The sequence below is a fragment of the Deinococcota bacterium genome, assembly GCA_030858465.1.
Taxonomy (GTDB): Bacteria; Deinococcota; Deinococci; order Deinococcales; family Trueperaceae; genus JALZLY01.
This window is the reverse complement of sequence record JALZLY010000021.1, coordinates 1-23677: the sequence shown is the minus strand read 5'-3', so window position 1 is coordinate 23677 and position 23677 is coordinate 1. Positions and strand designations below refer to the sequence as shown.

The window sequence follows — 23677 nt, the reverse complement described above, 5'->3', positions numbered from 1 at the left end:
AGCATGCGACAGCAATCACCACAGCAATCACCACAGCAGTCACCGCAGCAATCACCGCGCCCACTGGGCGACGCCATCACGGCCAGGCTCGAGGTTGATCGGTCCCGCTTGGAAAGCTTGAGCCTGCGGATTCACCAGAATCCTGAGCTGGCCTGGCAGGAACGCGAGGCGGTCAGCCGGCTGACCGCCGCTCTGGAAGCGGAAGGGTTTTTTATCGAACGCGACCTGTGCGGTCTCGAGACCGCCTTTCGCGCCAGCTACGGCTCTGCCGAGGGAGGGCCGACCATCGCGCTCATCGCGGAGTACGACGCGCTCCCGGAGATCGGGCACGCTTGCGGGCACAATCTAATTTGCACGGCGGCCGTCGGCGCGGCCACGGCCCTGCGTCAGGCGCTGGCGGAAGGGAAGCTGCCCGGCCGGATTCAGGTGATCGGCACGCCGGCCGAGGAAGGGGGAGGCGGCAAGATTCTGCTCCTGGAGCGCGGCGCCTTTGAGGGGGTAGACGCCGCGCTGATGTTTCACCCCGGTGCCCGCACCATGACGGTGCGCGGCTCGCTGGCCGCGACCAGGGTCACGATGGCCTTTAGGGGCAAGGCGGCACACGCCGCGGCCAATCCACATCTGGGCATCAATGCCTTAGACGCCTGTATCGGCACCTTCAACGCCGTGGCTGCGCTGCGCCAACATGTCAAGGACGAGACCCGTATTCACGGCATCATCACCAGGGGAGGTGCCGCTGCCAATATCGTGCCGGACTACGCGGAGGCCAAGTTCATCATCCGCCACCGAAGCCAGGACTATCTGCGGACGCTCAAGGATAAGGTGCTGGACTGCGCGCGCGGGGCGGCCTTGGCAGTCGGGGCAACCGTCGAGTTCGAGGAGGGCCTGACCTACGCCGAGCGAAAGATAAACCACACGCTTGCCGAGCGCTTCGCGCACCACCTCGAGCGCTTGGGGGAAGCCGTCAAGGCACCACCCCCCATCGGCGGTGTAGGCTCCTCGGATTTCGGCAACGTGAGCCAGGCCCTTCCTGCCATTCACCCCTATATCGCCATGGTGCCTGAAGGCACCTCGGCGCACACCCCCGACTTCGCCGCGGCAGCCGGGAGTCCGGCGGGAATGCGCGCCATGCTGCTGGCGGCCAAATGTCTGGCGCTGACCGCCGCGGATTTGCTTGGCGACCCCAAGTTCCTAAAAGACGTGAAGGACGAGTTTGCCGACGAGTTTGCCAAAGAGCAGACGAGCTGACCGGAGGTTTGATATGAGGAAGATCGTTGCCGCCTTACTAGTCACCGTGATGGCCTTTGCCGGCGCGCAAACCACCAGTGTGCAAAATACCAGGGAGATAGTGATTGCCCAAGGGATCGACGTTCCCGGCTTCGACCCGCATGGGCATCACACCACCGCCGTCGAGGCCGTCTTGATCAATCTCTTCGACTACCTGGTGTTCAGAGACGCGGACGGCACGCTGGAGCCGGGCCTGGCGACCGAATGGGAGCCGGTCGCCGAGGATGCCTGGCGCTTCACGCTGCGCCAAGGGGTCCTCTGGCACGACGGCGAGCCCTTCACCGCCGCGGACGTCAAGTTCACCTTGGAGCGCGTGGCCACCGACTCCTCGCTCCAGCCGCACGAGTCCTACCGGCAGATACGCGAGGTCGAGGTTCTGGGCGACCACGACATCATCATCCACACCCACGGTCCCGACCCGCTGCTGCTAAACCGCATCAGCCGCCTGAGCTCCGGCATCGTCCCCAAGCATCACGTCGACGAAGTCGGCTGGGAGGGCTTCACCACCGACCCCATCGGCACCGGGCCCTACCGCTTCGTCGAGTGGCGGCGCGACGATCGGGTCATCATGGAGGCCTTCGACGAGCACTGGCGCGGCCGGCCTATCTACGACCGCCTCATCCACCGCACCATCCCCGAGGACTCGACGCGGGTGAGCGAGCTGATGACGGGTGGCGTGCATATCGCCACCAACGTCCCGCCGCAAGACCGCGAGCGCGTCGAGGGCACGGGCGCCGTCAGCGTGGTCCTGCAGCCCACCACGCGCATCATGATGCTCATCTTCAACACCCACGAGGACGCGGTCACCGGCGACCCGAGGGTGCGCGAGGCCATTGACTACGCCATCGACGACCGGCTGCTCATCGACGCGGTGATGGACGGACTCGGCGTGCCGACCCGGGCGCGCCTCAGCCCCGGCATCTCGGGCTCGCCGATGGAGCTCTACGACGACTATCTCTACGACCCTGAGGAGGCCGTGCGCCTGCTCGAGGCGGCGGGCTACGGGCCGGGCGAGCTGACCCTCAGGATTCAAGGACCGGCTGGGCGCTACCCGCTCGACAGCGAGCTGGCCGAGGTCATCGGCGTCATGCTCGAGTCCGTCGGCGTCAATACCGAGATCGAGGTGCTCGAGTGGAGCGCCTACCAGAGCCGCATCTGGGACGCCGACAACGTCGAACACTTCGTCCTGATGGGCCTCGCCAACTCGATGTTCGACAACTGGTTCTCGATGCGCGCCATCCTCTGCGACGGCTCCTACCAAAACCGCGTCCACTGGTGCGACGCGCGTTTCGACGAGCTCATGTACGCCGCCGAAACCGAAGTGGACTTAGCGCGCCGCGACGAGATGCTGTACGAGGCGACCTATATCGTGCTCGAAGAGCGTCCCTGGGTGACCCTCTTCCAGAGCCAGGTCCTGGTGGGCGTGAGAGACGGTATCGACTGGCAACCGCGTCAGGATGAACTGCTGTGGATGTTCGCCGCTCATCCGCAGGACTAGAACAGGACTGAGGGCTGAGGTTCTTGCTCAGCCCTCAGTCCTTTATACTCGCTTATGACCGCCTATATCCTTCGCCGCCTGCTGCAGATGATCCCGGTGGTCTTGGGCATCACCGTGATCGTCTTCGTGCTCTTGCGCATCTCGGGGGACCCGGTCACCCTGATGCTGCCCGAGGACGCCACCCAAGAGCAGGTCCGGCAGTTGCGCGAGAGCCTGGGGCTCGACCGGCCGCTCTTTGAACAGTACCTTATTTTCTTGAGCAACCTCGTGCAGGGCGACTTCGGCGAGTCCATCCGCTACCGCGGCCAGCCCGCCCTGCCCATCGTCTTGGAGCGCCTGCCCGCGACGCTCGAGCTTACCCTCGCCGCCATGCTCGTCGGGGTGATGATCTCCTTGCCCGCGGGCATCATCGCGGCGGTCAACCGCAACCGCTGGCCTGACTACGGCGCCACCACCTTCGCCATCATGGGCGAGGCCATGCCCAACTTCTGGCTGGGCATCATGCTGATTCTTATCTTCTCGGTGCAGCTCGGCTGGCTGCCGGTGTCGGGGCGGGGCGGCCTGCAGTACCTGATCCTGCCGGCCCTGACCCTGGGCACCGCTCTGGCCGCGCTGCTCATGCGCCTGATGCGCTCGTCGCTCTTAGAGGTGCTCGGTCAGGATTACGTGCGCACGGCTCGAGCCAAGGGGTTGAGGGGCCGCATGGTCCTGCTCAAGCACGCGGTGCGCAACGCGCTCTTGGCCTACGTCACGGTTTTGGGCCTGCAGGTGGCCTCGCTGATGGCCGGGGCGGTGGTGACCGAGCAGGTCTTCGCCTGGCCGGGCATCGGCCTGCTGGCTATTCAGGCCATCAATTCCCGCGACATGGCTATCGTGCAGGCGGTGGTGATCGTCGCCTCCTTGATCGTGATGAGCGCCAACCTGCTGGTCGACCTGCTCTACGCGCTCATCGACCCACGGATTCACTATTCATGACCTCGCTCATGACCTCGCTGGTGACCTCGCTGATGATCTCTCAAACGCGCTCCTGGTGGTGGCTGAAACGGCTCGGCGGCAGCGCCACGGCCGTTTTCGGCGCCCTGCTGCTGGTCGCCTTTGTGTTCATGGCGATTCTTGCGCCGCAGCTGGCGCCGCACAGCCCGACCGCCCCCAATCTGCTGCACCGCCTCTCGCCGCCGATGTGGCTGGACGGCGGCAGCCCCGACTTCGTCTTAGGCACCGACCATCTGGGCCGCGACATCTTGAGCCGGCTCATCTTCGGCAGCCGCGTGGCGCTCGTCGTGGGTCTGGGCGGCGTGGCCCTGGCGGCAAGCATCGGCATCACCCTGGGGCTCGTCTCGGGTTACTTCGGCGGCTGGGTCGAGACCGTCATCATGCGCCTGGTCGATACCCTCATCGCCATTCCCAACGTTATCCTCTACCTCACCGTCTTGGGCGTCTTTGGGCCCAGCCTGACCATTCTCATCGTGGTTATAGGCTTTATCAACTGGACGACCTTCGCGCGGGTGGTCCGCGGCGAGGTCTTAGCGGTAAAGGAGCGCGAGTTCGTCGAGGCGGCGCGCGCCAGCGGCCAGCGTTCCGGCAGGATAATCGTCAGGCACGTCCTGCCCAATATCTTGGCGCCGATCATCGTGGTGGCGACCCTGAACGTCGCCACGGTGATCATCTTGGAGGCCGCCCTCAGTTTCCTCGGTTTAGGCGTGCAGCCGCCGACCGTGACCTGGGGCAGGATGCTCTCGGACGGGCGCGACTACATCGCCACCGCCTGGTGGCTGGCGACCTTTCCGGGCGTCTTCATCACCATGCTGGGGCTGTCCCTGATCTTTATGGGCGACTGGCTCAGGGACGTGCTCGACCCGCGCGTGCGCTAGCCCTGGGCTCGAGGCCGGAGCCGTCCCTTCGGGGCCCTGTCAGGGCTGATTGTGAGGGTAGAGCTGCGGCGCCCCATCTATGGACTTGATACTGAGGGCCAAGACGACTTCAAAGCGCGCGCTGTCGAGGCTTGTCGGCACGCCGAGGGAAATCGCGGGCTGGTCGCTCGTCCGCGGGAGGTCGATCACCAACTCGTCGCCGTTCAGGGTCGCGTCCGGCAGATAGACCTCGTCCAGCCACACGCCGATTGTACCGGCGGGAGGACGTGCAAAGCGCAGCGTGACCCGGTACACCTGCTTTGTCCGCGTTTGCGGTTCGGCGGACCTGATGCTGAGATCCGCTCCGGCTGCGCTCGAGGGCTGCCATGAGGACTCCGCCGGAATGAACCAGCCGCCGTCCTGGCCGATAAAGCCACCTTCGCCCGAGGGTGCGCGCAGGCCCGCTTGAATGTGAAGGGGCTCTTGACCGCTGAGGGGAAGGCTCAGCTTGTGCGCGCCCGCGGGCAAGGTCTCGGCTGGCAACTGCTCCTCACCGTAGAGGAAGAGGACGTCGCCCGCTACGCGCAACTCGAAGCTGAGCTCGACGACGCCCTCCTCGAGCGTGAGGGGCCGGACCTCGGCGCCGGCGAGCTCGAGGGGCAGCGCGGCCAGCACCTGGACGACGTAGACCTCGCCGCGGCTGGTGCTGGCTACGCCGAAGCCGGCGTGCGTAAAGGCGGGGTGGAGCAGGTTGGCGCGGTGGCCGGGGCTCTCCATCCAGCCCCTGATGGCCTGCCGGGGTGCGTCCGCGGCGGAGGGCAGCCGCGCCAGGTTTTCCCCGACGAACTGCGCCGCTGAGCCCGCGCGCGCGACGCGCAAGGAGAGCGTGGCGTTTTCGGGCGTGGGCGACTCGTGGGCGAGGTAGCGGAGCCGCACCATCTCCTCGGCGTGGTGGCGCGCGGCCAGGGCCAGGGCCTCGTCCGGCCGCAGCTCGGTCAGGCCGGCGCCGCGGCGCTCGAGGTTGCTGTGCTGCAGAAGCGCCCCTTCCGCGGGTCCGTCGGGCGCGATGGGCGCGTAGCTGGCGGTGAGGGCGGTCGGCGGGCTCGAGGCCAAGGCGGCGCCGAAACCCAAGAGGAGACTGAGGAGAAGAGCGCTTGCTGAATGCCTTGGACGCATGCGCTCAGTATAAGGCTCAAGCGCCTTATCAGGCGCCGCCTTTGCACTCTTGAAGCACTGACAGCCCCATGCTCCTGGATTTGCTAGACTCGGGCATGAGTCTCAGCGACCTCGAGGTTCGCGTGCTCGGCGCACTGGTCGAAAAGGACTGTACCACCCCCGAGATCTACCCGCTGTCCACGAACGCGCTTCTCCTCGCCTGCAACCAGAAGACCAGTCGCGATCCGCTTACGGGCTACTCCCTGCTCGAGGTCGAAGAGGCCCTCCGCTCGCTGGCGGATAAAGGGCTCGCCCGCTCAGCCCGGGGAGACCACGAGCGCGCCGTCAAGCACCAGCACCGGCTGGCCGAGGGCTCGAAGCTTTCGGCTCAAGACCTGGCCGTGCTCGCCGTCCTCATGCTGCGCGGCTCTCAGACCCCGGGCGAGCTGCGGAGCCGGACCGAGCGCTACGTCCACTTTCCCGACACCGCCGCCGTCCTGGCGAGCCTGTCGCACCTGCGGGAGCACCGCCCTCCGCTCGTCAAAAACCATGGGCGCGGGCCGGGGCAGAGCCAGGACCGTTGGGGCCACAGCCTGGGGCCCGATCCCGAGAGGCTGAGGCCACGGGTGAGGCAGTCCGGATCCGCGCCCGCGCCGGAAGCGCAAGACGGTCTTCAAGACGGTCTTCGAGACGGTCTTCGAGACGAGCTCGAGGCGTTGCGGCAGGAAGTCGCGCGCTTGCGGGCTCAGCTCGAACGGCTGCTCGAGCATACCGGCTTGTCCGGGCCCGAAGGAGAGCCCTGATAGATACGTTTCGGCTGGATGACGGCGATCTCCTCTATCTGCTCAGCACCCTAAAAGTATAAGCCCTAGTAGTCAGTCAGCCTTCTTTTGATGGGTCATTGCGAGGAGCGAAGCGGGTTTCGCGAAGCACTCCGCAGGAACGAAGTCGTGCGAAGCAACGCGGCAATCTTGTTCTTGGCACACGGTTTGGAGATTGCTTCACTTCGTTCGCAATGTTCGCGCAGCACCCCGCAGGGACACCCATCATTTCTGCCTTGACTGACTACTAGGTATAAGCTCGAGACGGATGCGAGCTTCGCGGGCCTGGACGGCAAACTGGAGCGCGGACGCTAAACCGGCTTACGACGGGTGCCCGTCCGGCTGGTGTATGCTGCCCTATCGCCTCTGGAGGTCCGTCATGGCTGTTCATGAGCTTGCCGGCAAGGCCGCGCCCCTCGAGCTTCTCGTCAACGTTCCGCGCCTCGTCTCCGCCTACTACACCCATAAGCCGGACCCCTCGAGTCCCTTGGAGCGCGTCTCCTTCGGCACCTCGGGTCACCGGGGCTCGTCGCTGTCGAACTCGTTCAATGAGGACCACATCCTGGCGGTGACGCAGGCGCTCTGCGAGGTCCGCCGCGAGGAGGGCGTCAGCGGCCCCCTCTACGTCGGCATGGATACCCACGCGCTGTCCGAGGCCGCGCTCGCCACGGCGACGGAGGTCTTCGCCGCCAACGAGGTGGACATCATGGTTCAGGCGGGCCTCGGCTACACGCCGACGCCGGCCATCTCGCACGCGATCCTCGGCTACAACCGCTCCTACAACCGCGGCAAGAAGGAGGGCCTCGCCGACGGCGTGGTCATCACGCCCTCGCACAACCCGCCCGAGGACGGCGGCTTCAAGTACAATCCGCCCACCGGCGGCCCCGCCGACACGGCCACCACGAAGCGCATCCAGGACCGGGCGAACGAGATTCTGGAGGGCGGCCTAAGGGACGTAAAGCGGCTGAGCTACCGTCAGGCGCTGGCCGCCGGCACCACCCACGAGCACGACTACCTCACGCCCTACGTCGAAGACCTGGCGAACGTCGTCGACCTGGACGCCATCGCCGGGGCCGGGCTGCGCATCGGCGTGGACCCGATGGGCGGGGCGGGCGTCGCCTACTGGGAACCCATCAGGGAGCGCTACGGGCTCGACCTCACCGTCGTCAACCGCCGCATCGACCCCACCTTCGCCTTCATGACGGTCGACAAGGACGGACGTATCCGCATGGACTGCTCCTCGCCCTACGCCATGGCCGGGCTGATCGGGCTGAAGGACAGCTTCGACGTGGCCTTCGGCAACGACCCCGACTACGACCGCCACGGCGTCGTCACCAAGGCCGGGCTGATGAACCCGAACCACTACCTGGCGGTGGCGATCAACTACCTCTTCGCCAACCGGCCCGGCTGGCGTCTTGACGCGGCGGTCGGCAAGACGCTGGTCTCGAGCTCGATGATAGACCGGGTCGCCTCACGACTGGGCCGCCGCCTGGCCGAGCTGCCCGTCGGCTTCAAGTGGTTCGTGGACGGCCTGATGGACGGCTCCTACGGCTTCGGCGGCGAGGAGTCGGCGGGGGCCTCCTTCTTGCGCCAAGACGGCACGGTGTGGACGACCGACAAGGACGGCATCATCATGGACCTCCTGGCCGCCGAGATCACCGCCAAGACCGGCGAGGACCCGAGCGACCACTACCGGGGGCTCGAGGAACGCTTCGGCTCCCCCGTCTACGAGCGCATGGACGCCCCCGCCAGCTTCGAGCAGAAGAAGGTGCTTGCCAGCCTCTCGCCCCAGGGGGTGGTAGCAAGCGAGCTGGCGGGGGAGAGCATCGTCGCCAAGCTCACCCGCGCGCCCGAAGGCGGCGCGGCCATCGGCGGGCTCAAGGTCGTTACCGAGAACGGCTGGTTTGCCGCCCGGCCCTCGGGCACCGAGGAGATCTACAAGATCTACGCCGAGAGCTTCAAGGGTTCCGAACACCTCGCGCAGATCCAGGAGGAAGCCCAGGCCATCGTGAGCGCGGCCTTTGCCGCCGCGGGGCTTTAGGCCCAGGGTCCAGTGACGCTAACCGCGGTCCCAGGGTCCAGTGACCCTAACCGCGGTCCCAGGGTCCAGTGACGCTAACCGCGCTTGAAACATAACCTACGCGCGGATTTTGCACCATTGTTGACATCTTACACCATCAAACCCATGATGGTCTTGGAGGTCTAGCTATGGCGCTCAACATCAAAAACGCCGAGGTCGAGCGGCTCGCCCATGAGGTGAGCGCGATGACGGGCGAGAACAAGACCCAGGCGATCAAGCGGGCACTCGAGGAGCGCAAGGCGCGGCTCGAGCTGGCGGGTGGACAGAGCCGGGCGGAGCGCCTGCGGCGATTTCTGGAGGAGGAGGTGTGGCCCAACATTCCCGAAGATGTTCGGGGCAAGCGGCTGAGCAAAGAGGAGGAAGAAGAGGTTTTGGGCTTTGGTCCCGATGGTGTTTAGATGATTTTGGACAGCTCGGCGGTCGTCGCCATCTTGCTCAGCGAGCCTGACCACGAAGACATCTACCACAAGATACTCCGAGCCGAAACGGTCGGTATAGGGGCGCCAACCTTGACGGAGACGGGCATCGTGCTCACGGCGAGACTGCGCCGACCTGCTCAATCTATCCTCCGCAAATTTTTGGATAGGGCTGGGGTGACGGTCGTTTCTTTTGACGAGCGGCACTGGCAGTTGTCGCTCGAGGCGTTTGAACGCTACGGCAAGGGCCGCCATCCCGCCAGGCTCAACTTCGGCGACTGCCTGAGCTACGCCACCGCCAAGCTTGCCGGGCAGCCGCTGCTCTGCGTCGGCAACGACTTCGCGCAGACTGACGTGGAACTCGCCTAGCCGGCAATCAGCCGATATGTTTTCGAGGCTCTAGCCCTCGTACTCGCCCCACTCGCGGCGCAGGACGCCGCAGATTTCCCCCAGGGTGGCCTTGGCGCGAAAGGCGTCAAGCACGAGCGGAAACATGTTTTCCGTACCCCTGGCAGCCCCGCGGAGCCTGGCGAGCGCCGCCTCGACCTCCCCTCCGTCGCGGCCCTTCCTGAAGGCGCCAAGCTGCGCCGCGCGCCTGGCCTCGAGCTCGGGGTCGATCTCCTGGATGGGGATGGCCGGCTCACGGTCCTGTTTGAAGCGGTTGACCCCGACGACGACGCGCTCTCCCTTTTCGATCTCGCGCTGAAAGCGGAAGGCCGCCTCCTCGATCTCCTCTTGGATGTAACCCGCCTCGATGGCGCGGACGCTACCGCCCAGGTCCTCGATCTTGCCCATGAGTTCGCTCGCCTCGCCGTCCAGCGCGTCGGTAAGGTGCTCGAGGTAATACGAGCCCGCCAGTGGGTCGATGGCCCCGGTCACGCCCGACTCATAGGCTAGAATCTGTTGGGTGCGCAAGGCGGTGCGAGCCGACTCGGGGGTGGGCAGGCCGAGCGCCTCGTCCTTGGCGTTGGTGTGCAGGGACTGGGTGCCGCCCAAGACCGCCGCCAGGGCCTGGTAGGCGGTGCGGACGATGTTGTTCTCGGGCTGCTGCGCGGTCAGGGTGCTGCCGCCCGTCTGGGTGTGAAAGCGCAGGCTCAGCGACTTGGGGTTCTTGGCCGCGAACTCGTCGCGCATGATCCGCGCCCACATGCGCCTGGCGGCGCGGAACTTGGCGACCTCTTCCAAGATGTCGTTGTGGCAGGCGAAGAAGAACGACAGCCTGGGGGCGAAGGAGTCGAGCTCGAGTCCCGCCGACAGCGCCGCGCGCACGTAGGCCTTGGCGTTGGACAGGGTAAAGGCGATCTCCTGGGCCGCCGTCGCCCCGGCCTCGCGGATGTGGTAGCCCGAGATCGAAATCGTGTTCCAGCCGGGCACCTTCTCGGCGCAGTAGGCAAAGACATCGGTGACCAGCCGCATCGAGGCCTCGGTCGGGTAGATGTAGGTGCCGCGGGCGATATACTCCTTTAGGATGTCGTTCTGCACGGTGCCGGTGAGCTTGCTGCTGTCTACACCCTGCTCCTCGGCGACGAGAAGGTAGAGCGCCAAGAGCATCATGGCGGGCGCGTTGATGGTCATCGAGGTCGAGACCTTATCCAGCGGGATGCCGCCCAGCAGCGTCTTCATATCGTCCAAGGTGGCGATCGACACGCCGACCTTGCCCACTTCGCCCTGGGCGAAGGGGTCGTCCGGGTCGAAGCCAAGCTGGGTGGGCAGGTCGAAGGCCACCGATAGGCCCGTCTGGCCCTGCTCCAACAGGTAGCGGTAGCGCGCGTTCGACTCCTCGGCCGAGCCGAAACCGGCGTACTGCCGCATCGTCCAGAAGCGGCCGCCCGCGTACATCTCCTGGTAGATGCCCCTGGTGTAGGGGTAGTCGCCGGGCTGGCCCAAGCGCTCGGCCAGGCCTTGGGGCGGAGCGTCGTAAAGAGGTTTCATAGCGCCATTATAGCCAGCGCCCGCCAAGCGTGGCCTGTACAACGCTTGCTTTTAGGCTCGAGCGTTAAGGTTCCCTCTGGAGGCACCATGAACTATCGCAGACTCGGCAACTCCGGCATGAAAGTTTCGACCATCAGCCTGGGCGCCTGGACCACCTACGGCGACAGCGTGCAGGACAGAAAGCTCGTCAGAGAGATCATCGAAAAGGCCATTGAAAACGGCGTCAACTTCTTCGACAACGCCGACATCTACGCCAAGGGCAAAGCCGAAACGATGATGGCCGAGGCCCTGGAGGGCTTTGAGCGGCAAGGGCTCGTGCTCTCGACCAAGGTCTTCTGGCCGATGTCGGAGGGCGTCAACGACCGGGGCCTAAGCCGCAAGCACATCATGGAGTCCATCGATAATTCCCTGACCCGCATGAACACCGACTACGTGGACATCTACTTTGCCCACCGCTACGACCCGGAAACGCCGCTGGAGGAGATCATCGAGGCCTTTTCCGACGTGGTCCGCTCGGGACAGGCGCACTACTGGGGCACCTCGGAGTGGTCGGGCGCGCAGATCGCCGAGGCCCACACCTACGCCAAGGCGAACGGCCTGGTGGCGCCGGTGACCGAGCAGCCGCAGTACTCGATGCTCTACCGCGAGCGCGTCGAGGGGGAGATCCTACCGGTGACGGGCCAGAAGGGCATCGGCCTGGTCGTCTGGAGCCCGCTGGCGATGGGCATGCTGACCGGCAAGTACGACGAGGGCGTTCCCGAGGACAGCCGCTTCGGCAGGAGCGCCAACTTCGGCGAGCGCTACCTGAACGAGGACAACGCCCGCCGCGTGCGCGAGCTCAAGGGGGTCGCCGACGAACTCGGCGCCACCCGCGCGCAGCTCGCCCTGGCCTGGGTCCTGCGCCACGAGGGCGTATCGAGCGTGATCACCGGCGCGACCAAGGTCGAACAGCTTCTGGACAACGTGGCGGCGGCCGAGCTCGAGTTGAGCGAAGAGATCATCGAGCGTATCGACGCTATTCTGGCCTCCTAGGCTCGCCAAGACTTGCAGAGTCCGCCGAGCTTTGCTAGACTACTCGTCGCCTCTAGGAGGCGCGTATTCCGCGATAGCTCAGCGGTAGAGCGTCCGACTGTTAATCGGATGGTCCCTGGTTCGAATCCAGGTCGCGGAGCCAAGATAAAGGCGTCACAGACGCAAAAGAAGAGCCCCGCCTAGTGTGGGGCTCTTGCCCTATGGACCGCTTTGCTGCCAATTTACTGACAATTTACTGCCAGTTTACTGCCAACTTCTAGTTCAGCGTCTCGCGGTCCTTCGCGGGGTCAGCAGATTGGTCAAGCTTATAGCGGCCGCCGAGCCGATGTAGTACCCGCGCTAGCGGGGGCCTAGTGGCCCTACACTGTAGTACCCGCACTAGCGGGGGCCTAGTGGCCCTACACTCCACCACACGGCAGCCAGCGTCACAGTACCGCGATGCCGGTAATGTAGCCGATGCGGATCGTGCGGGGCTCTCCCTGATCGTGGGCTCGAGCCGACAGGTAGGGCGTCGATCCGGAGTACAATACGGTCTCGGGGGTGACCTTCTCCGTCACGAGCTTGCCCTGTGACCTCTCGGCGTAGCCGTAGCGGTTGTAGGTCGCTCTCTCCTGATGATAGCGCAGCTCGAGCGATCTGCCCTCGCCGATGGCTGTCTCAATCATCACGCGCATCTTGCGGGTGTCCAGCCCGCTCTGCATGATGCTGCCCTGAACCGCCTCGGCTTTGATGTCCGTTCTGAAGCCTCGCTCGAGCGTCACCCCGAGGTCGGCGAGGAGCGCCTCGAGCTTCTGCTCGTGCCCCTCCTTGATCAGGTAGCTGGTGTCGTTGAGCCCCTTGTCCAGGTGCTGCGCAAGCTGTGGGTGTTTGACCAGCGCCGCGGCGCTCGGGTGCTGGAAGACGCTGATCGTCGCCACGCTGGGCGCGGCGCTCCTGCCCTCCCAGATGCTCAAGAGCGCCTCGAGTTGCGCTGGGATGCCGCCCTGCGCCCGGGCCAGCAGCGTGTCCCGCGCAGCGGGGGTGAGCGTCCCGGCGCGAACCGCCTCTCTGTCGAGGCGGTAGCTTCCGTCGGCGTCCCGGCTGGCGACTTGCGTCAGCACCGCCCGACCCGCCAAGTCGGTGGCGCTCTCGAGCCGGAAGTGGCCCTCGGGCTGAAAGCGCAGGGTGCGGGTCGGAGCGAGGCTGTAGCGGTGGCGCACCTTGACCTTGGGCGGCTGGGCCTTGTCAGCTAGGATAGTGAAGCGCTCGGCCACCGCGCGGGCACCCGCGAGCCCGTTCAGAGCGGCGTCGCGTTCCTTGTGGCTGGCGTACTCGAGCAGGCTGACGCCTTCTTGAAGGCGCAGGCGCTCGCGGCGCGAGGCCCAGTCGCGCAGGCTGTGCGCCACGTTGTCGGGCAGGCCCATGCTGTGGTCTTGCAGCCGCTCCAGCAGCGCCTCCAGCTCGAGCCCGGCTTCGAGTGCCCGGTAGAGGCTCGAGCGCGTGATGGTGTAGCTGGCGGTCTGGGCGTCGACGCGGGTGCAGTCCGCGCAACCCAAGGCGGCGATGGCGAGGGGGCTCAGCTTGTCTAAGTACACCAGGATGTCGAAGTTCGCTTGGATCAGCAGGCAGGCCTCCTTGGGCTTGCCGCTGTCGGGGTCGAGGCCCAGGAGCGTGCGCAGCGCCTCGGTGTCCGGAGGGGCCTGCCGCAGGCGCCGTCCCCGCGCCAGCCAGGCGAGCCCCGGCGCGAGCATCAGCGCGTAGCGGCGAGCCGGATCGTCCTTCGGAGGCGACGGGGCCTTCACCGGCTTGCCTCCCCGCATGACATAGAGGCTGGCTTTGGCAGCTTCATCCGCAGCCGGCAGTTCGGCCACCGCCACCAGCCCCAGGTCGCGAAAGGCGCCCAGGAGCGTCTGGGTGAACCAGGCGGGGCGTTCCGGCTCGCTGTCCTCTGCCCAGTAGCGCGCGCGGGAGGTGACCACGTGGTTGAGCGTCCGCTTCCACAGCCCCTCGAGCGCCCCCTCCATCGCTACTGGGTGGTCCGGCAACAGCTCCAGGCTCTCCAGCAGCGCCCGCTTCGCCACCGCCGTAGAGACCAGGCTGGCCTGACCCATGACCCGCGGGTCATGCCCGGAGGCCTCGTTGCTGTTCAGGAACGCCTCCACCAGGTAGGCGTAGCTGAGGGTCAGTGGCGCCTCTTGAAGCGTGCGCAAGCGCGGCAGGTTGACCCGCCAAGGGTCTTTCGCCGACGGGTTTTCGGGCGGATTAAAAACGCCGAGCGCGAGACAAATCCCCAGCAGGCGCTCCAGGCGCGCCTTCAACCCCGGTCTGCGCTTGGCGAGGCGCGACAGCATCGGTTTGCTGACCGTGCCGCTCTGGGTGATCTGCAAACCGCCCTCTTCGGTGAGCAGCCCCGTCACGTCGAAGAGCTCGAGCAGGCTCTGCGCGGGATGGCTCGCCGTGGGCGCGGCGTTTTTGAGCGACTCGCTGGTGAGCGGCTCGAGCTCGAGCTGCTGGGGCTCAGGCCGCGGCTCGTCCGGCAGCCTGGCCAGCACCCGGGAGTCGGCAAAGACGAGGTCGTCACCCGGGTCGCTGCTCTGCGCGTCGTAGTACGACCTCGTAAACCACGAGGCGCGGTTGTTGGTGGGTATCAGCAGCCCGTCGCGCAGCAAAACCCCCAGATAGCCCATGCCGGACGCCTTGCCGAGGTGATGCTTGTAGACGCTGCCGCCCCCCACCCGGTCGTTGGGCGCAAAGCCGCGCGAGGCCGCGTAAACGATCAGCGCCCAGCCGTCCGCCGCGCCGCCCTGGCGCTTCACTTCGCTCAGCAGCGCCCGCTCGAGCGGGCTCGAGTCGGCGATCATCGCGTCCAGCAGCGTGGGCTTGCCGAGCGCCTTGAGCACCGCCCTCTTGCTTTCGGCCACGCGAGTGGCGTCCGCGCTCGGGTAGTAGCGTTTCGCCACCAGCTTGAGCTGGTCGGCGTTCATGTGCCCCAGCACGGCGTCGAGTCCGACGGGTCCGGGCGCGCCTTGCTTCGCCTGCTGTGGCACCTGCTGTGGCGCCTGCTGTGGCGCAGCCTGCGCCAGCATCAACAACCTGAGCCCCGTCGCTTCATCTCGGCTCACGCTCAAGCCCAGCCTGCCGAGCCTCGCGACCAGGTCCGCCGGCGACAGCTCCTCCAGGTCGTCCAGTCCGGCCAACAGCGCGCCTATACCCATGTGGGCACAAGAGTCTTCAGGCCCGGCCACGGCTCAACCGACCTTCGGGGTATGCCCGGCCTTGAGGAGCGCCTTGACAAAGGCCTGGCTGTGCTGCGGCAGCACCACCGCTTCGGTGGGCGACAGGCGGGTCAGGATGAAGCCCCTCAGGCGCGCGTCCGCCTGTATGGCGGTGAGGTCGGCCGCGTCCGCCACCTCGACCAGTGTCAGACCCTCGTGCAAGACCACTTCCCCCGCCTCCGGGACGGGCTCGAGCGCGTCCGCCCGCGCGGGTTCCTTGCCAGGGGCTCTTTTTGGCCTGCGTTTGCTCCTTGCTGGCATAGCGAGTCCTTTCTCGGCTAGTCTCGCGGCTGGTTCGGCGTTTTGTTGCCTAGCCGCGGCTCCAACCAGTCCGCTTCATCCATGATCTTGTACTGGTAGCCCTGCTCGGTCAGAAAGAGCTGCCGGTGATGCGCGAAGTCCTCCTCCTTGGTCTCCCGCGTCACCAGGCTGTAGAAGCTGGCGCCGACGCCCTGAGCCTTGGGGCGAAGCAGCCGCCCGAGACGCTGCGCTTCCTCCTGGCGCGAGCCGAACGTCCCCGAGACCTGAATCATCACCTGCGCGTCCGGCAGGTCCAGGGCGAAGTTGCCCACCTTCGAGAGGACCAGCGTCCCCACGCGGCCCTCCCGAAAGGCGTCGAAGAGCCGCTCGCGCTCGGACTGCGCCGTCTCGCCGGTGATCAGCGGCGCGTCCAGGTCGCTGGCGATCAGCTCGAGCTGGTGCAGGTAGTGGCCGATCACCAGGCTCGGCTGCCCCTGGTGGCGCCCCAAGATCGTTTCGACCAGCTCACGCTTGCGCGGGTTCTCGGCGGCAATGCGGAACTTCATCCTCTCATCCGCCACCGCGTAGGCCAGCCGCTCGTCCTCCGGGAGGCGCAGGCGAATCTCGCAGCACTGCGCCGGGGCGATCCAGCCGCTCGCCTCGAGCTCTTTCCAGGGCACGTCATAGCGCTTGGGGCCGATCAGCGAGAACACGTCCCCCTCGCGCCCGTCCTCGCGGATCAAGGTGGCGGTCAAGCCGAGGCGACGGCGCGCCTGCACCTCGGCCGTGAGCCGGAAGATCGGCGCGGGCAAGAGGTGAACCTCGTCGTAGATGACGAGCCCCCAGTCCTGCTCGCGGAAGAGCGCCATGTGCGGGTAGACGGCGAGGCCGTCAGCTTGCGCGTCCTCCTGTTCCCCCTTCCCCCCCTTCTGGCGCTTGCGCGTCGTCAGCATCTGGTAGGTTAGCAGCGTCACCGCCGCCATCTTTTTGGAGCTAGGGCTGTACTCGGCGATGTCGCCTTCGCTGAGGGTCGTCTTGCTGAGCAGTTCGCGCCGCCACTGGCTGACGCTGGTGCGGTTGGTGGTCAACACCAGGGTGCGCTGCGCGACCATGGTCATGGCGACCAAGCCCACCACCGTCTTGCCGGCGCCCGGCGGCAAGACCACCACCCCCGAGCCGCCCTGCCGGCTTCCCGCCAGATAGAAGGCCTCCGCGGCCGCCCGTTGGTACGCCCTCACGCTCAAGTTATCGGAGAGCACGACGGCCAGGTCCAAACCGTCGCTGTAGCCCGCCAAGTCCTGGACCGGCCAGCCGACCTCGAGCAGCTCCTGCTTGACGAGCCCGCGGTGTAGGAGCGGCACGGCAAAGGCCCTCTCGCCGAGGCGCTCGCCCAGCAGGGGCGCGACCCGCCTGTGTTTGGAGAGCTCGAGCAGGAGCGCTTCGTCCCCCGGCCCCACCTCGAGCGCCAGCGCGGAACCCGCCTCCCGGAGGCGGATGCGCCCCCAGCGGCCCACCAGCTCCGCTATGTCCGTCACCACGTTGTCGGGTACCGGAAACTTGCTGAAACGCCTGAGCGCCTCGATCATCGCGCCGCTCTTCTGGCCGCTGCTGGCCGCGTTCCACAAGGACAGCGGCGTGAGCCGGTAGGTGTGCAGGTGTTCGGGGCTCTTCTCGAGTTCGGCAAAGGGCGAGATGGCGGCTCGAGCCTCTTCCGCGCGCGGGTTGAAGGTTTCCAAGTAGATCGAGCGGTCAGCCTGCACGATGAGCGGATTGGCGGCGTCCAACACCCCCATAGCTTAACAAGCCTGGCGCCGCCTTGTCCGCTATCGTCTGGTCATGAGTAGCTGGCTTGGGTGGTGTGCGCCTTCCGTGGTGACCGGAGCAGGAGGCTGGGCCGTCACGCCGCTCGCCTGGCGTTCCGTCCCGCCCTTGAGTGGAGGCCGGCCAATGCCTTACCATAGCCAGACGACCATAGCCAGACGACGCTTCACCCTTGGAGGCACCATGCGACAAGCACCGTTACGCTGGGGAATCTTAAGCACCGCCAACATCGGCCTCAAGGCCGTCATTCCGGCCCTCGTAAAGGCGACGAACTGTGAGGTCGTCGCCCTCGCCTCACGGGGTTTGGCGCGGGCGCAGGAGGCCGCCGCCGGCCTGGGCATTCCTACCGCCTACGGCTCCTACGGGGCGCTCCTCGAGGACGACCGCGTGGACGCCGTCTACAACCCGCTGCCCAACAGCCTGCACAAGCCCTGGACCTTGAGGGCGCTGGCGGCGGGCAAGCACGTGCTCTGCGAGAAACCGCTGGGCCTGGACGCCGCGGAGTGTCTCGAGCTGAAAGGGGCCGCCGAGCGCGCCGGCGTCACGCTGATGGAGGCCTTCATGTACCGCTTTCACCCACGCACCGAGAAGCTCTTTGAGCTGGTGCGCGGCGGCGCGGTCGGTGAGCTCAGGCTCATCCGCACCGCCTTCTCCTTTCGCCTCACCGACGAGGCCAACATCCGCCTCGACCCCGAGTTGGGCGGCGGCGCGCTCTACGACGTGGGCTGCTACTGCGTCAACGTCATCCGCAGCCTGAGCGGCGAGGAGCCGCTGCTGGCGCAGGCCCTCGCCCGCTGGACGGGCGGTGGTCTCGGCGAGGGCGTAGACGAGCAGCTCGTCGGCACGCTCTCTTTCCCGAGCGGCCTGCTGGCCCAGTTCGACTGCGCCCTCTCCCTGGAGCGCCGCGAGTTTTTGGAGGTCGTCGGCACGGACGGCAGGCTCGAGGTGGAGGGAACCTTCGTGGTGGGCCAGGAGGACGTGGTCATCGCCGAAAAGCACGGGGGCCGAGAGGACGTCGTTCACCCCACCCGCGGCGCCGACAAGTACCAGAAGATGGTCGAGCATTTCGCGGACTGCGTCTTGCGGGACAGACCCCTGCGCTACGGTGTGGACGACGCGGTCGCCAACATGCGGGCCATCGACGCGCTCTACCGCTCGGCCAAAAACAGAGGCCTGCCTCAAGCCCTTGCAGATGAGCGCTATAGTGAGCATGAACGCGAAAAAATGTGATAGTGTGAAGGCAATGTCATCTGCGAATCCGTATGGGGCTTTCATGCAGAGTTGCCTTTTCTAGTGCTAGGTAGTACTTCCTCCTGCTGTATACCCCCTGAACGGTTACAGTACATTATTACCTTCCATCACCCCCTCCAAACAATGGTGATAGCAACCGCTTGACCGCACGCGCAATCACGTTGTTTTGTCTCCCCGGCGTGACCGCTACTTGGCGTTGTCAAGATATACCTTTAAGCTGTAGGGATGACAACGCGGCAGAAGTACGCGAGCCAGGCGGACCCAAGGTTGCTCGAGGCCATGCGGGAAGCGGCCCGTGAAGAAGGCCGGCAGTTTCAGGCCCTGATGGAAGACGCCATGCGCGACTACCTCGAGCGCCGCAAGAACGCCACGCCCAGGGAGCGCGTGATGGCCCACTTTCGCGCCAGTGTGGAAAAGAACCGCCGCTTAGGTGAGCTTCTCGCCAAATAGTGCGGGAGTTCCTCACCCTCCAGGAAGTGCTAGCGATCCACGAAGGGTTGATCTTGACCTTTGGTGGACCCGAGGGCGTCAGGGACATGGGTGCGCTAGAAGCCGCCTTGATGCGTCCCCAACTCGGTTATTACGACGGGCTGCTCGACGAGGCAGCGGCGCTCATGGAGAGTTTGGCGAACAACCACCCGTTCGTCGATGGCAACAAGCGCGTGGCGTTCTTCGTTACCGATACCTTCTTGCGGCTCAACGGCTCTTACATCGACGTGGATCCCGACGAGGCTTACACCTACTTCATGGGCCTGTTCGAGCGGGGCGCGTTTCGTTTTGACGAGATTAGGGAATGGCTCGAGCAGGTAAGCGGGGCCCTTGACCCATAGGCGCTGTCCAAATGCTCACCGAGAAGGAGCGTCAGGTTGTCGTTATCGGCCCTTAAGTTGAACCTGCCTAGCGGGGTTCCACGGCGATGAGCGTGTCGTCGAGCCGGGCGCAGGTGTAGGAGCGCTCGCCGCGGAGCAGGGCGGCCAAGTCGAGCCGCTCGTGGTAGGTGCGGCTGCGGCTCGTCAGGTAGCTCTCGACGCGGCCGGGGGCGAAGCGCTCCCTTAGAGCGCTCACCAGGCGCTCCGGCTCGAGCGTGCGCCTGGAAAAGACGTTCAGGCTGAGCGAGTGCTTGTTCACGAAGCTGTGCAGGCTGAGGTGCGACTCGCCGAAGACCAGCAGGCTCGACAGGCCGTCTTCCTCCTCGAGCGTGTGCTCGCGCAGGGGCACGCCCTCGAGGGTGGCGGCAAGGTTCTCGAGCGCCTCCGTCAACCGCGCCCTGTCGCCGAGCGCCCCGGCCTCCGCGCCGAAGCCGTCGATAATCAGGTGAGAGCCGTAGCCCAGGATGTCTAGGGTGGTGTCGCGGCTGGTCATCGCCTCGGAGTCTATCATGCCGGCTTCAGCCTGAGTGTCCTAGCGGCGCTTGCGGGCTCGCCCCAGGAGCAAGCCGTCCTTGTAGAGGTGCGAGGCGAAACCCAGCAGGAAAAAGCCCGCCGCTGCCGAGGCGACGACCAGGCTGAGGCCGGAGTCGGCCGTCATAGCCCAGAGGGGCAGCGCGACCAGGCCCGCCAGGGCGAGGGCCATCGCCGCGCCCGCCGGCCAGCGGTGGGTCAGGCCGCGGTGGGGCGGCAGAAAGAAGGCCAGGAGCGCCACCGCCAAGGCGCCGGCGAGCCCGGCCAAGGCGAGCGTGGCGAGCGGCGGAGCCGGGCCGCCGAGCGACACCTCTGCGAGCGCCACCTCTTTTAGTGCCGCCGCGATCATCCCCTGGGCGGTGGGTTGCCCGAGGAGCCAGAGGGCCAGGAGCGTCGCCCCCACGAAGAGTATCAGGCGCAGCCTGCGGTGGGGGATGCTCGAGGAGAGGTCGATATCGGGAAAGCCCGCGCCCAAGAGCGTCGCGGGCAGGCCCACGGCCACCGCCAGGAGCAGGGCGCCCTCGCCCAGGCCCAGGCCGTCCCCAAAGGCGTAGAGCGCCAGCGAAAGGGCGAGCCACCAGCCGAGGCCGGTGCTCTTGTGGTCCTGATAGTTCGCCACTTAGAGGCAGGATTCGGGGGTCGGGGTTTTCCCCTAACCCCTATCCTTTCACTCCGCCCGCCTGGTGCTGGCCGGTCAGGGCGCTCTGGAAGGAGTAGAAGATGGCCAGGATCGGCAGGCTGCCCAACACCGCGCTGGCGGCCAAGGTGCCCCACTGGGTATTGAAGGCGCCGGTGGTAAAGCTTCTCAGGCCGATACCGACCGTCCAGCGCTCGCTGCCGGTCAGGAGGATGTTGGCCAGGATGAACTCGCTGTAGGTGCCGATGAACTGCAACAGGAAGATAAAGAGCAGCATGGGCACGCTGACTGGCAAGATGATCCGCCAAAACGCGCCCCAGCGCGTGGCGCCGTCGACCATCGCGGCCTCCTCGAGCGCCGGGCTGATCGACTGCAGGTAGCCCTTGAAGATCCACGATGAAAAGGCGATCGCCCCGCCCGAGTAGGCCAGGATGAGCCCGGTATAGGTGTTCAAAAGCCCCAGGAAGCTCATCAGGTAAAAGATCGCCACCAAGGCCATGAAGCCCGGGAACATCTGCACGAAGATGAAGATGAGCAGCGTCTGGTAGCGGCCCTCGAACTTCATGCGGGCAAAGGCGTAGCCGGCCGTAGTCGAGATGAGCACGGCGAAGACCCCGGTCATGCCCGAGACCAGCAGGGTGTTGCGGACGTAGAGCACGATCATGCTCTGGTTGCTCGAGCGAATCCGCTGCCCCGCCTCGTTGACGGTGTAGAACTGGTCGGGGGTGATGCTGACGACGAGCGCGGCGGCCGAGGCGAAGAGCGTCCAGCCCGACAGCGCGCGAAAGCCGTCGAGGCGCGCGGGGTTGGCCGCCCAGCGCCCCATCACGGCCAGGGCGATGAGGCTGAGGATCGCCAGCGCGAAGAGCCCGATCAGCGCGAGCTGGTAGGGGTGGAGGTTGGTCTCGCCCAGGACCCGCTGGTAGTGGACGGTGGAGAAGTTGGAGGGGTCGGGCAAGACGCCCGAGCGAAAGAGGATGTTGCCCTCCCTGGGCGGCACCGTGGCGAGGTTGTTGGAGCGGTTGAAGGAAGCCGCCAAGAGATAGATGACCGGGTACATGGTGAGCAGAATCACCACCCAGATGACCATGTGCGTGGCTGCGGTGAGCGCGTACTGGACCGCCTTGCCCGGGCGCGTGGCGCGGCCGTAGAGGTAGCTCGCCAGCGCGATGCCGCCGGTAATCAAGACGAAAAACAGCAAGAACCAGGCCCAGCCGTAGGGGATGATCAGGAAGCGGTCGCGGTTGACCTGGGCGCTCGCCTGCGGCAGGACGGCCAAAAAGGCGAGGGCGACGAGCAGCAGGCGCGGCTTGAGCAGTCGGAGTAGGGCGTTCACGTGTTGTCCTCCTCTTTGAGCGCGCCGGTCACGCGGAAGTTCACCAGGCTGACGGCCAGGGTGATGATGAAGATCAGGATCGAGATGGCCGAGCCGAGGCCGTAGGCGAAGCCGCCCTGCGACCTGAAGGCCTCGTTGTAGGCCCAGGAGATCAAGATGTCGGTCGACCGCGCGGTCGAGGTGCCGCCCTCGTAGGCGGGACCGCCGTCCGTCAACAGGAAGATCACGTTGAAGTTGTTGAAGTTGAAGGCGAAACCCGTCAGGGTGATCGGCACCAGCGCGGTGCGCAGCAGCGGCGCGGTCACCCCCCAAAAGGCCTGCCAGGGGCTGGCGCCGTCGATCTTGGAGGCCTCGTAGAGCTCGCGCGGAATCGCCGAGAGCGCGCCCAAGGTCGCCGTCATCATGAAGGGCAGGCCCAGCCACAAGTTGACCAAGAGGACCGCGGCCTTGGCCGACAAGGGGTCGCCCAGCCAGTCGGGCGTGGGCAAGTCGAGCAAGGCCAAGAGGCGGTTGATGGCGCCGAAGTTGGCGTTCAAAAAGCCGCGCCAGACCTGAATGGTGATCACCGCGGGCAGCGCCCAGGGGATGATCAGCAGGGTGCGGTAGAGGTTACGAAAGCGCAGCTCGGGATTGTTGAGCAAGACCGCCAGAAAGACCCCGATCGTGGTGTTGATGAGGATCGTCAGGACGGCGAAGGTGATGTTCCAGGTAAAGACCGGCCAGAGCGCGCGGTTGGCCTGGCTCAAGATGGCCCGGAAGTTGCTCCAGCCGATCAACGAGAAGTCGTTGTAGCGCGTGAGGGCCTCGTACTGCAAACCCTCGGGCAGGGGCTCGTTGAGCGTGAGGAGGTTGCCCTCGGTGCTCACGATGACGCGCTCGAGGCCGGCGCGGTCGAGCTCTAAGACGATGCCCGAGAGGTCGGCCGCGCCCGGCGGCTCGCGGCCCAGGGTGAGCACGTTGCCGTCTCTCGCCACGACTGGAAACTGCGCGCGGATGCCCAGGTCGACGAGCCGCAGCCTGACCGCGGTCACCGCCCGGTCCGGCGGCGGCGCGGTCTCGAGCACGAGCTGCGTGCCCTCCAAGCGGAGGCCTTGGGCCGTTATGGTGCCCGAGGCGTAGACGCGCGCGCGCACGTCGGTGCAGCCGCGAAAGAGCGCCTCGCAGTTGAGGCCGCGAATGTTGTCGACGGTGACCAGGGTCTCCTGGGCGCTGGTGATGGCGGTCTCGGTGGTCGGGTTGAGCTGGTTGTTGCGGATGCCGGCGTAGTCGGTAAAAGCGAGATAAACGGTGAGGCCGACCGGCATGAGCGTAAAGGTCATCAAAAAGAGAATGGCGGGCAGGAGATAGTACCAGGGCATGATCCACTGGTAGCGGCGAGCGATGACGAGGAGAATCGCGACGAGCGCCACCACGAAAAAGATCAGGCCGATATAGGCCGGCGCCGCGGGCGTGACCGCGCGCACCGCGAGAACGCCCAAGACCCCAGCAAAGGCGCTAAGCAAGATGGCTAGGAGCAACAGGCCAATAGACGTCCAGAACCTGGCCTGGCGCGTTCTCGGTGTTTGCGGCAAAAAGTCGCTGGGAGAACGTGATATGTCCACTTACACCATCTCCTTTAAGCGCTCCTTTAAGCGTCCGCTGCCGGCTGGCGGCGCCTGCCGCTCAGG

General features: G+C 66.1%; 21 protein-coding genes and 1 tRNA gene. 13 read left to right on the top strand and 9 right to left on the bottom strand.

Going from position 1 to position 23677, the window contains the following annotated elements; all coding sequences use genetic code 11:
- Positions 1-108 precede the first annotated feature (108 nt).
- The 4 genes from M3498_01210 to M3498_01195 are packed head-to-tail and all read left to right on the top strand — an operon-like array spanning position 109 to position 4656.
- Positions 109-1248: a M20 family metallopeptidase gene (locus M3498_01210; GenBank protein ID MDQ3457915.1), complete on the top strand. Its 1140-nt coding sequence runs from the start codon at positions 109-111 to the stop codon at positions 1246-1248.
- A gap of 13 nt (positions 1249-1261) precedes the next feature.
- Positions 1262-2785 (top strand): ABC transporter substrate-binding protein, encoded by a 1524-nt coding sequence (locus M3498_01205; protein MDQ3457914.1) that lies wholly within the window; start codon positions 1262-1264, stop codon positions 2783-2785.
- A gap of 54 nt (positions 2786-2839) precedes the next feature.
- Positions 2840-3760 carry an ABC transporter permease gene (locus M3498_01200; protein MDQ3457913.1) on the top strand — a complete coding sequence of 307 codons (921 nt, stop codon included), beginning with the start codon at positions 2840-2842 and terminating at the stop codon, positions 3758-3760.
- Entirely contained in the window at positions 3757-4656 is a 900-nt protein-coding gene (locus M3498_01195) for an ABC transporter permease (protein ID MDQ3457912.1), read from the top strand. The genes M3498_01200 and M3498_01195 overlap by 4 nt, the downstream gene beginning before the upstream one ends.
- 39 nt (positions 4657-4695) lie before the next feature.
- On the opposite strand, the gene M3498_01190 is transcribed toward M3498_01195, so the two are convergent.
- On the bottom strand, positions 4696-5811 hold the full coding sequence (locus M3498_01190) for a CAP domain-containing protein (GenBank protein MDQ3457911.1): 1116 nt from the start codon (positions 5809-5811) through the stop codon (positions 4696-4698).
- Positions 5812-5906: 95 nt separating this feature from the next.
- Between M3498_01190 and M3498_01185 the strand changes: the two genes are divergently transcribed.
- The 4 genes from M3498_01185 to M3498_01170 all read left to right on the top strand — a co-directional run bounded on the left by M3498_01185 (position 5907) and on the right by M3498_01170 (position 9476).
- The gene (locus tag M3498_01185; GenBank protein ID MDQ3457910.1) at positions 5907-6593 is read left to right on the top strand and encodes a YceH family protein; all 687 of its coding nucleotides are present in this window, start codon (positions 5907-5909) and stop codon (positions 6591-6593) included.
- A gap of 397 nt (positions 6594-6990) precedes the next feature.
- On the top strand, positions 6991-8652 hold the full coding sequence (pgm, locus tag M3498_01180; protein MDQ3457909.1) for a phosphoglucomutase (alpha-D-glucose-1,6-bisphosphate-dependent): 1662 nt from the start codon (positions 6991-6993) through the stop codon (positions 8650-8652).
- A gap of 167 nt (positions 8653-8819) precedes the next feature.
- The gene (locus M3498_01175; GenBank protein ID MDQ3457908.1) at positions 8820-9089 is read left to right on the top strand and encodes a type II toxin-antitoxin system VapB family antitoxin; all 270 of its coding nucleotides are present in this window, start codon (positions 8820-8822) and stop codon (positions 9087-9089) included.
- Positions 9090-9476: a type II toxin-antitoxin system VapC family toxin gene (locus tag M3498_01170; GenBank protein MDQ3457907.1), complete on the top strand. Its 387-nt coding sequence runs from the start codon at positions 9090-9092 to the stop codon at positions 9474-9476.
- Between the two features lie 30 nt (positions 9477-9506).
- On the opposite strand, the gene M3498_01165 is transcribed toward M3498_01170, so the two are convergent.
- Positions 9507-11039: a methylmalonyl-CoA mutase family protein gene (locus M3498_01165; GenBank protein ID MDQ3457906.1), complete on the bottom strand. Its 1533-nt coding sequence runs from the start codon at positions 11037-11039 to the stop codon at positions 9507-9509.
- Between the two features lie 87 nt (positions 11040-11126).
- Between M3498_01165 and M3498_01160 the strand changes: the two genes are divergently transcribed.
- Together M3498_01160 and M3498_01155 are read left to right on the top strand one after the other, a co-directional pair.
- Positions 11127-12071 carry an aldo/keto reductase gene (locus tag M3498_01160; GenBank protein ID MDQ3457905.1) on the top strand — a complete coding sequence of 315 codons (945 nt, stop codon included), beginning with the start codon at positions 11127-11129 and terminating at the stop codon, positions 12069-12071.
- Between the two features lie 67 nt (positions 12072-12138).
- A tRNA-Asn gene (locus M3498_01155) sits at positions 12139-12213 on the top strand.
- Positions 12214-12496: 283 nt separating this feature from the next.
- Here the strand turns inward: M3498_01155 and M3498_01150 are convergent.
- The 3 genes from M3498_01150 to M3498_01140 are packed head-to-tail and all read right to left on the bottom strand — an operon-like array spanning position 12497 to position 17352.
- Positions 12497-15265, bottom strand: a complete 2769-nt coding sequence (locus M3498_01150) for a helicase-associated domain-containing protein (protein ID MDQ3457904.1) — start codon at positions 15263-15265, stop codon at positions 12497-12499.
- Between the two features lie 33 nt (positions 15266-15298).
- On the bottom strand, positions 15299-15586 hold the full coding sequence (locus tag M3498_01145) for a hypothetical protein (protein MDQ3457903.1): 288 nt from the start codon (positions 15584-15586) through the stop codon (positions 15299-15301).
- Positions 15587-15603: 17 nt separating this feature from the next.
- On the bottom strand, positions 15604-17352 hold the full coding sequence (locus tag M3498_01140) for a helicase-associated domain-containing protein (protein MDQ3457902.1): 1749 nt from the start codon (positions 17350-17352) through the stop codon (positions 15604-15606).
- 217 nt (positions 17353-17569) lie between these two features.
- Between M3498_01140 and M3498_01135 the strand changes: the two genes are divergently transcribed.
- The 3 genes from M3498_01135 (at position 17570) to M3498_01125 (ending at position 19467) form a co-directional block, all read left to right on the top strand.
- Positions 17570-18616: a Gfo/Idh/MocA family oxidoreductase gene (locus M3498_01135; GenBank protein MDQ3457901.1), complete on the top strand. Its 1047-nt coding sequence runs from the start codon at positions 17570-17572 to the stop codon at positions 18614-18616.
- Between the two features lie 246 nt (positions 18617-18862).
- Positions 18863-19087, top strand: coding sequence for a hypothetical protein (locus M3498_01130; protein MDQ3457900.1), 225 nt, complete (start codon positions 18863-18865; stop codon positions 19085-19087).
- Positions 19088-19113: 26 nt separating this feature from the next.
- The gene (locus M3498_01125; GenBank protein MDQ3457899.1) at positions 19114-19467 is read left to right on the top strand and encodes a type II toxin-antitoxin system death-on-curing family toxin; all 354 of its coding nucleotides are present in this window, start codon (positions 19114-19116) and stop codon (positions 19465-19467) included.
- 67 nt (positions 19468-19534) lie between these two features.
- Here M3498_01125 and M3498_01120 read toward each other — a convergent pair whose 3' ends face one another.
- Genes M3498_01120 through M3498_01105 form a run of 4 tightly spaced genes read right to left on the bottom strand, consistent with a single transcriptional unit; the run spans position 19535 to position 23527 of the window.
- Positions 19535-20017: an S-adenosylmethionine decarboxylase gene (locus tag M3498_01120; GenBank protein MDQ3457898.1), complete on the bottom strand. Its 483-nt coding sequence runs from the start codon at positions 20015-20017 to the stop codon at positions 19535-19537.
- 21 nt (positions 20018-20038) lie between these two features.
- Positions 20039-20656 (bottom strand): metal-dependent hydrolase, encoded by a 618-nt coding sequence (locus M3498_01115; protein ID MDQ3457897.1) that lies wholly within the window; start codon positions 20654-20656, stop codon positions 20039-20041.
- A gap of 40 nt (positions 20657-20696) precedes the next feature.
- A complete protein-coding gene (locus tag M3498_01110) occupies positions 20697-22010 on the bottom strand; it encodes an ABC transporter permease subunit (protein MDQ3457896.1) in 1314 nt (437 codons plus the stop codon).
- Positions 22007-23527 (bottom strand): ABC transporter permease subunit, encoded by a 1521-nt coding sequence (locus M3498_01105; protein MDQ3457895.1) that lies wholly within the window; start codon positions 23525-23527, stop codon positions 22007-22009. The genes M3498_01110 and M3498_01105 overlap by 4 nt, the downstream gene beginning before the upstream one ends.
- Between the last annotated feature and the right edge of the window lie 150 nt (positions 23528-23677).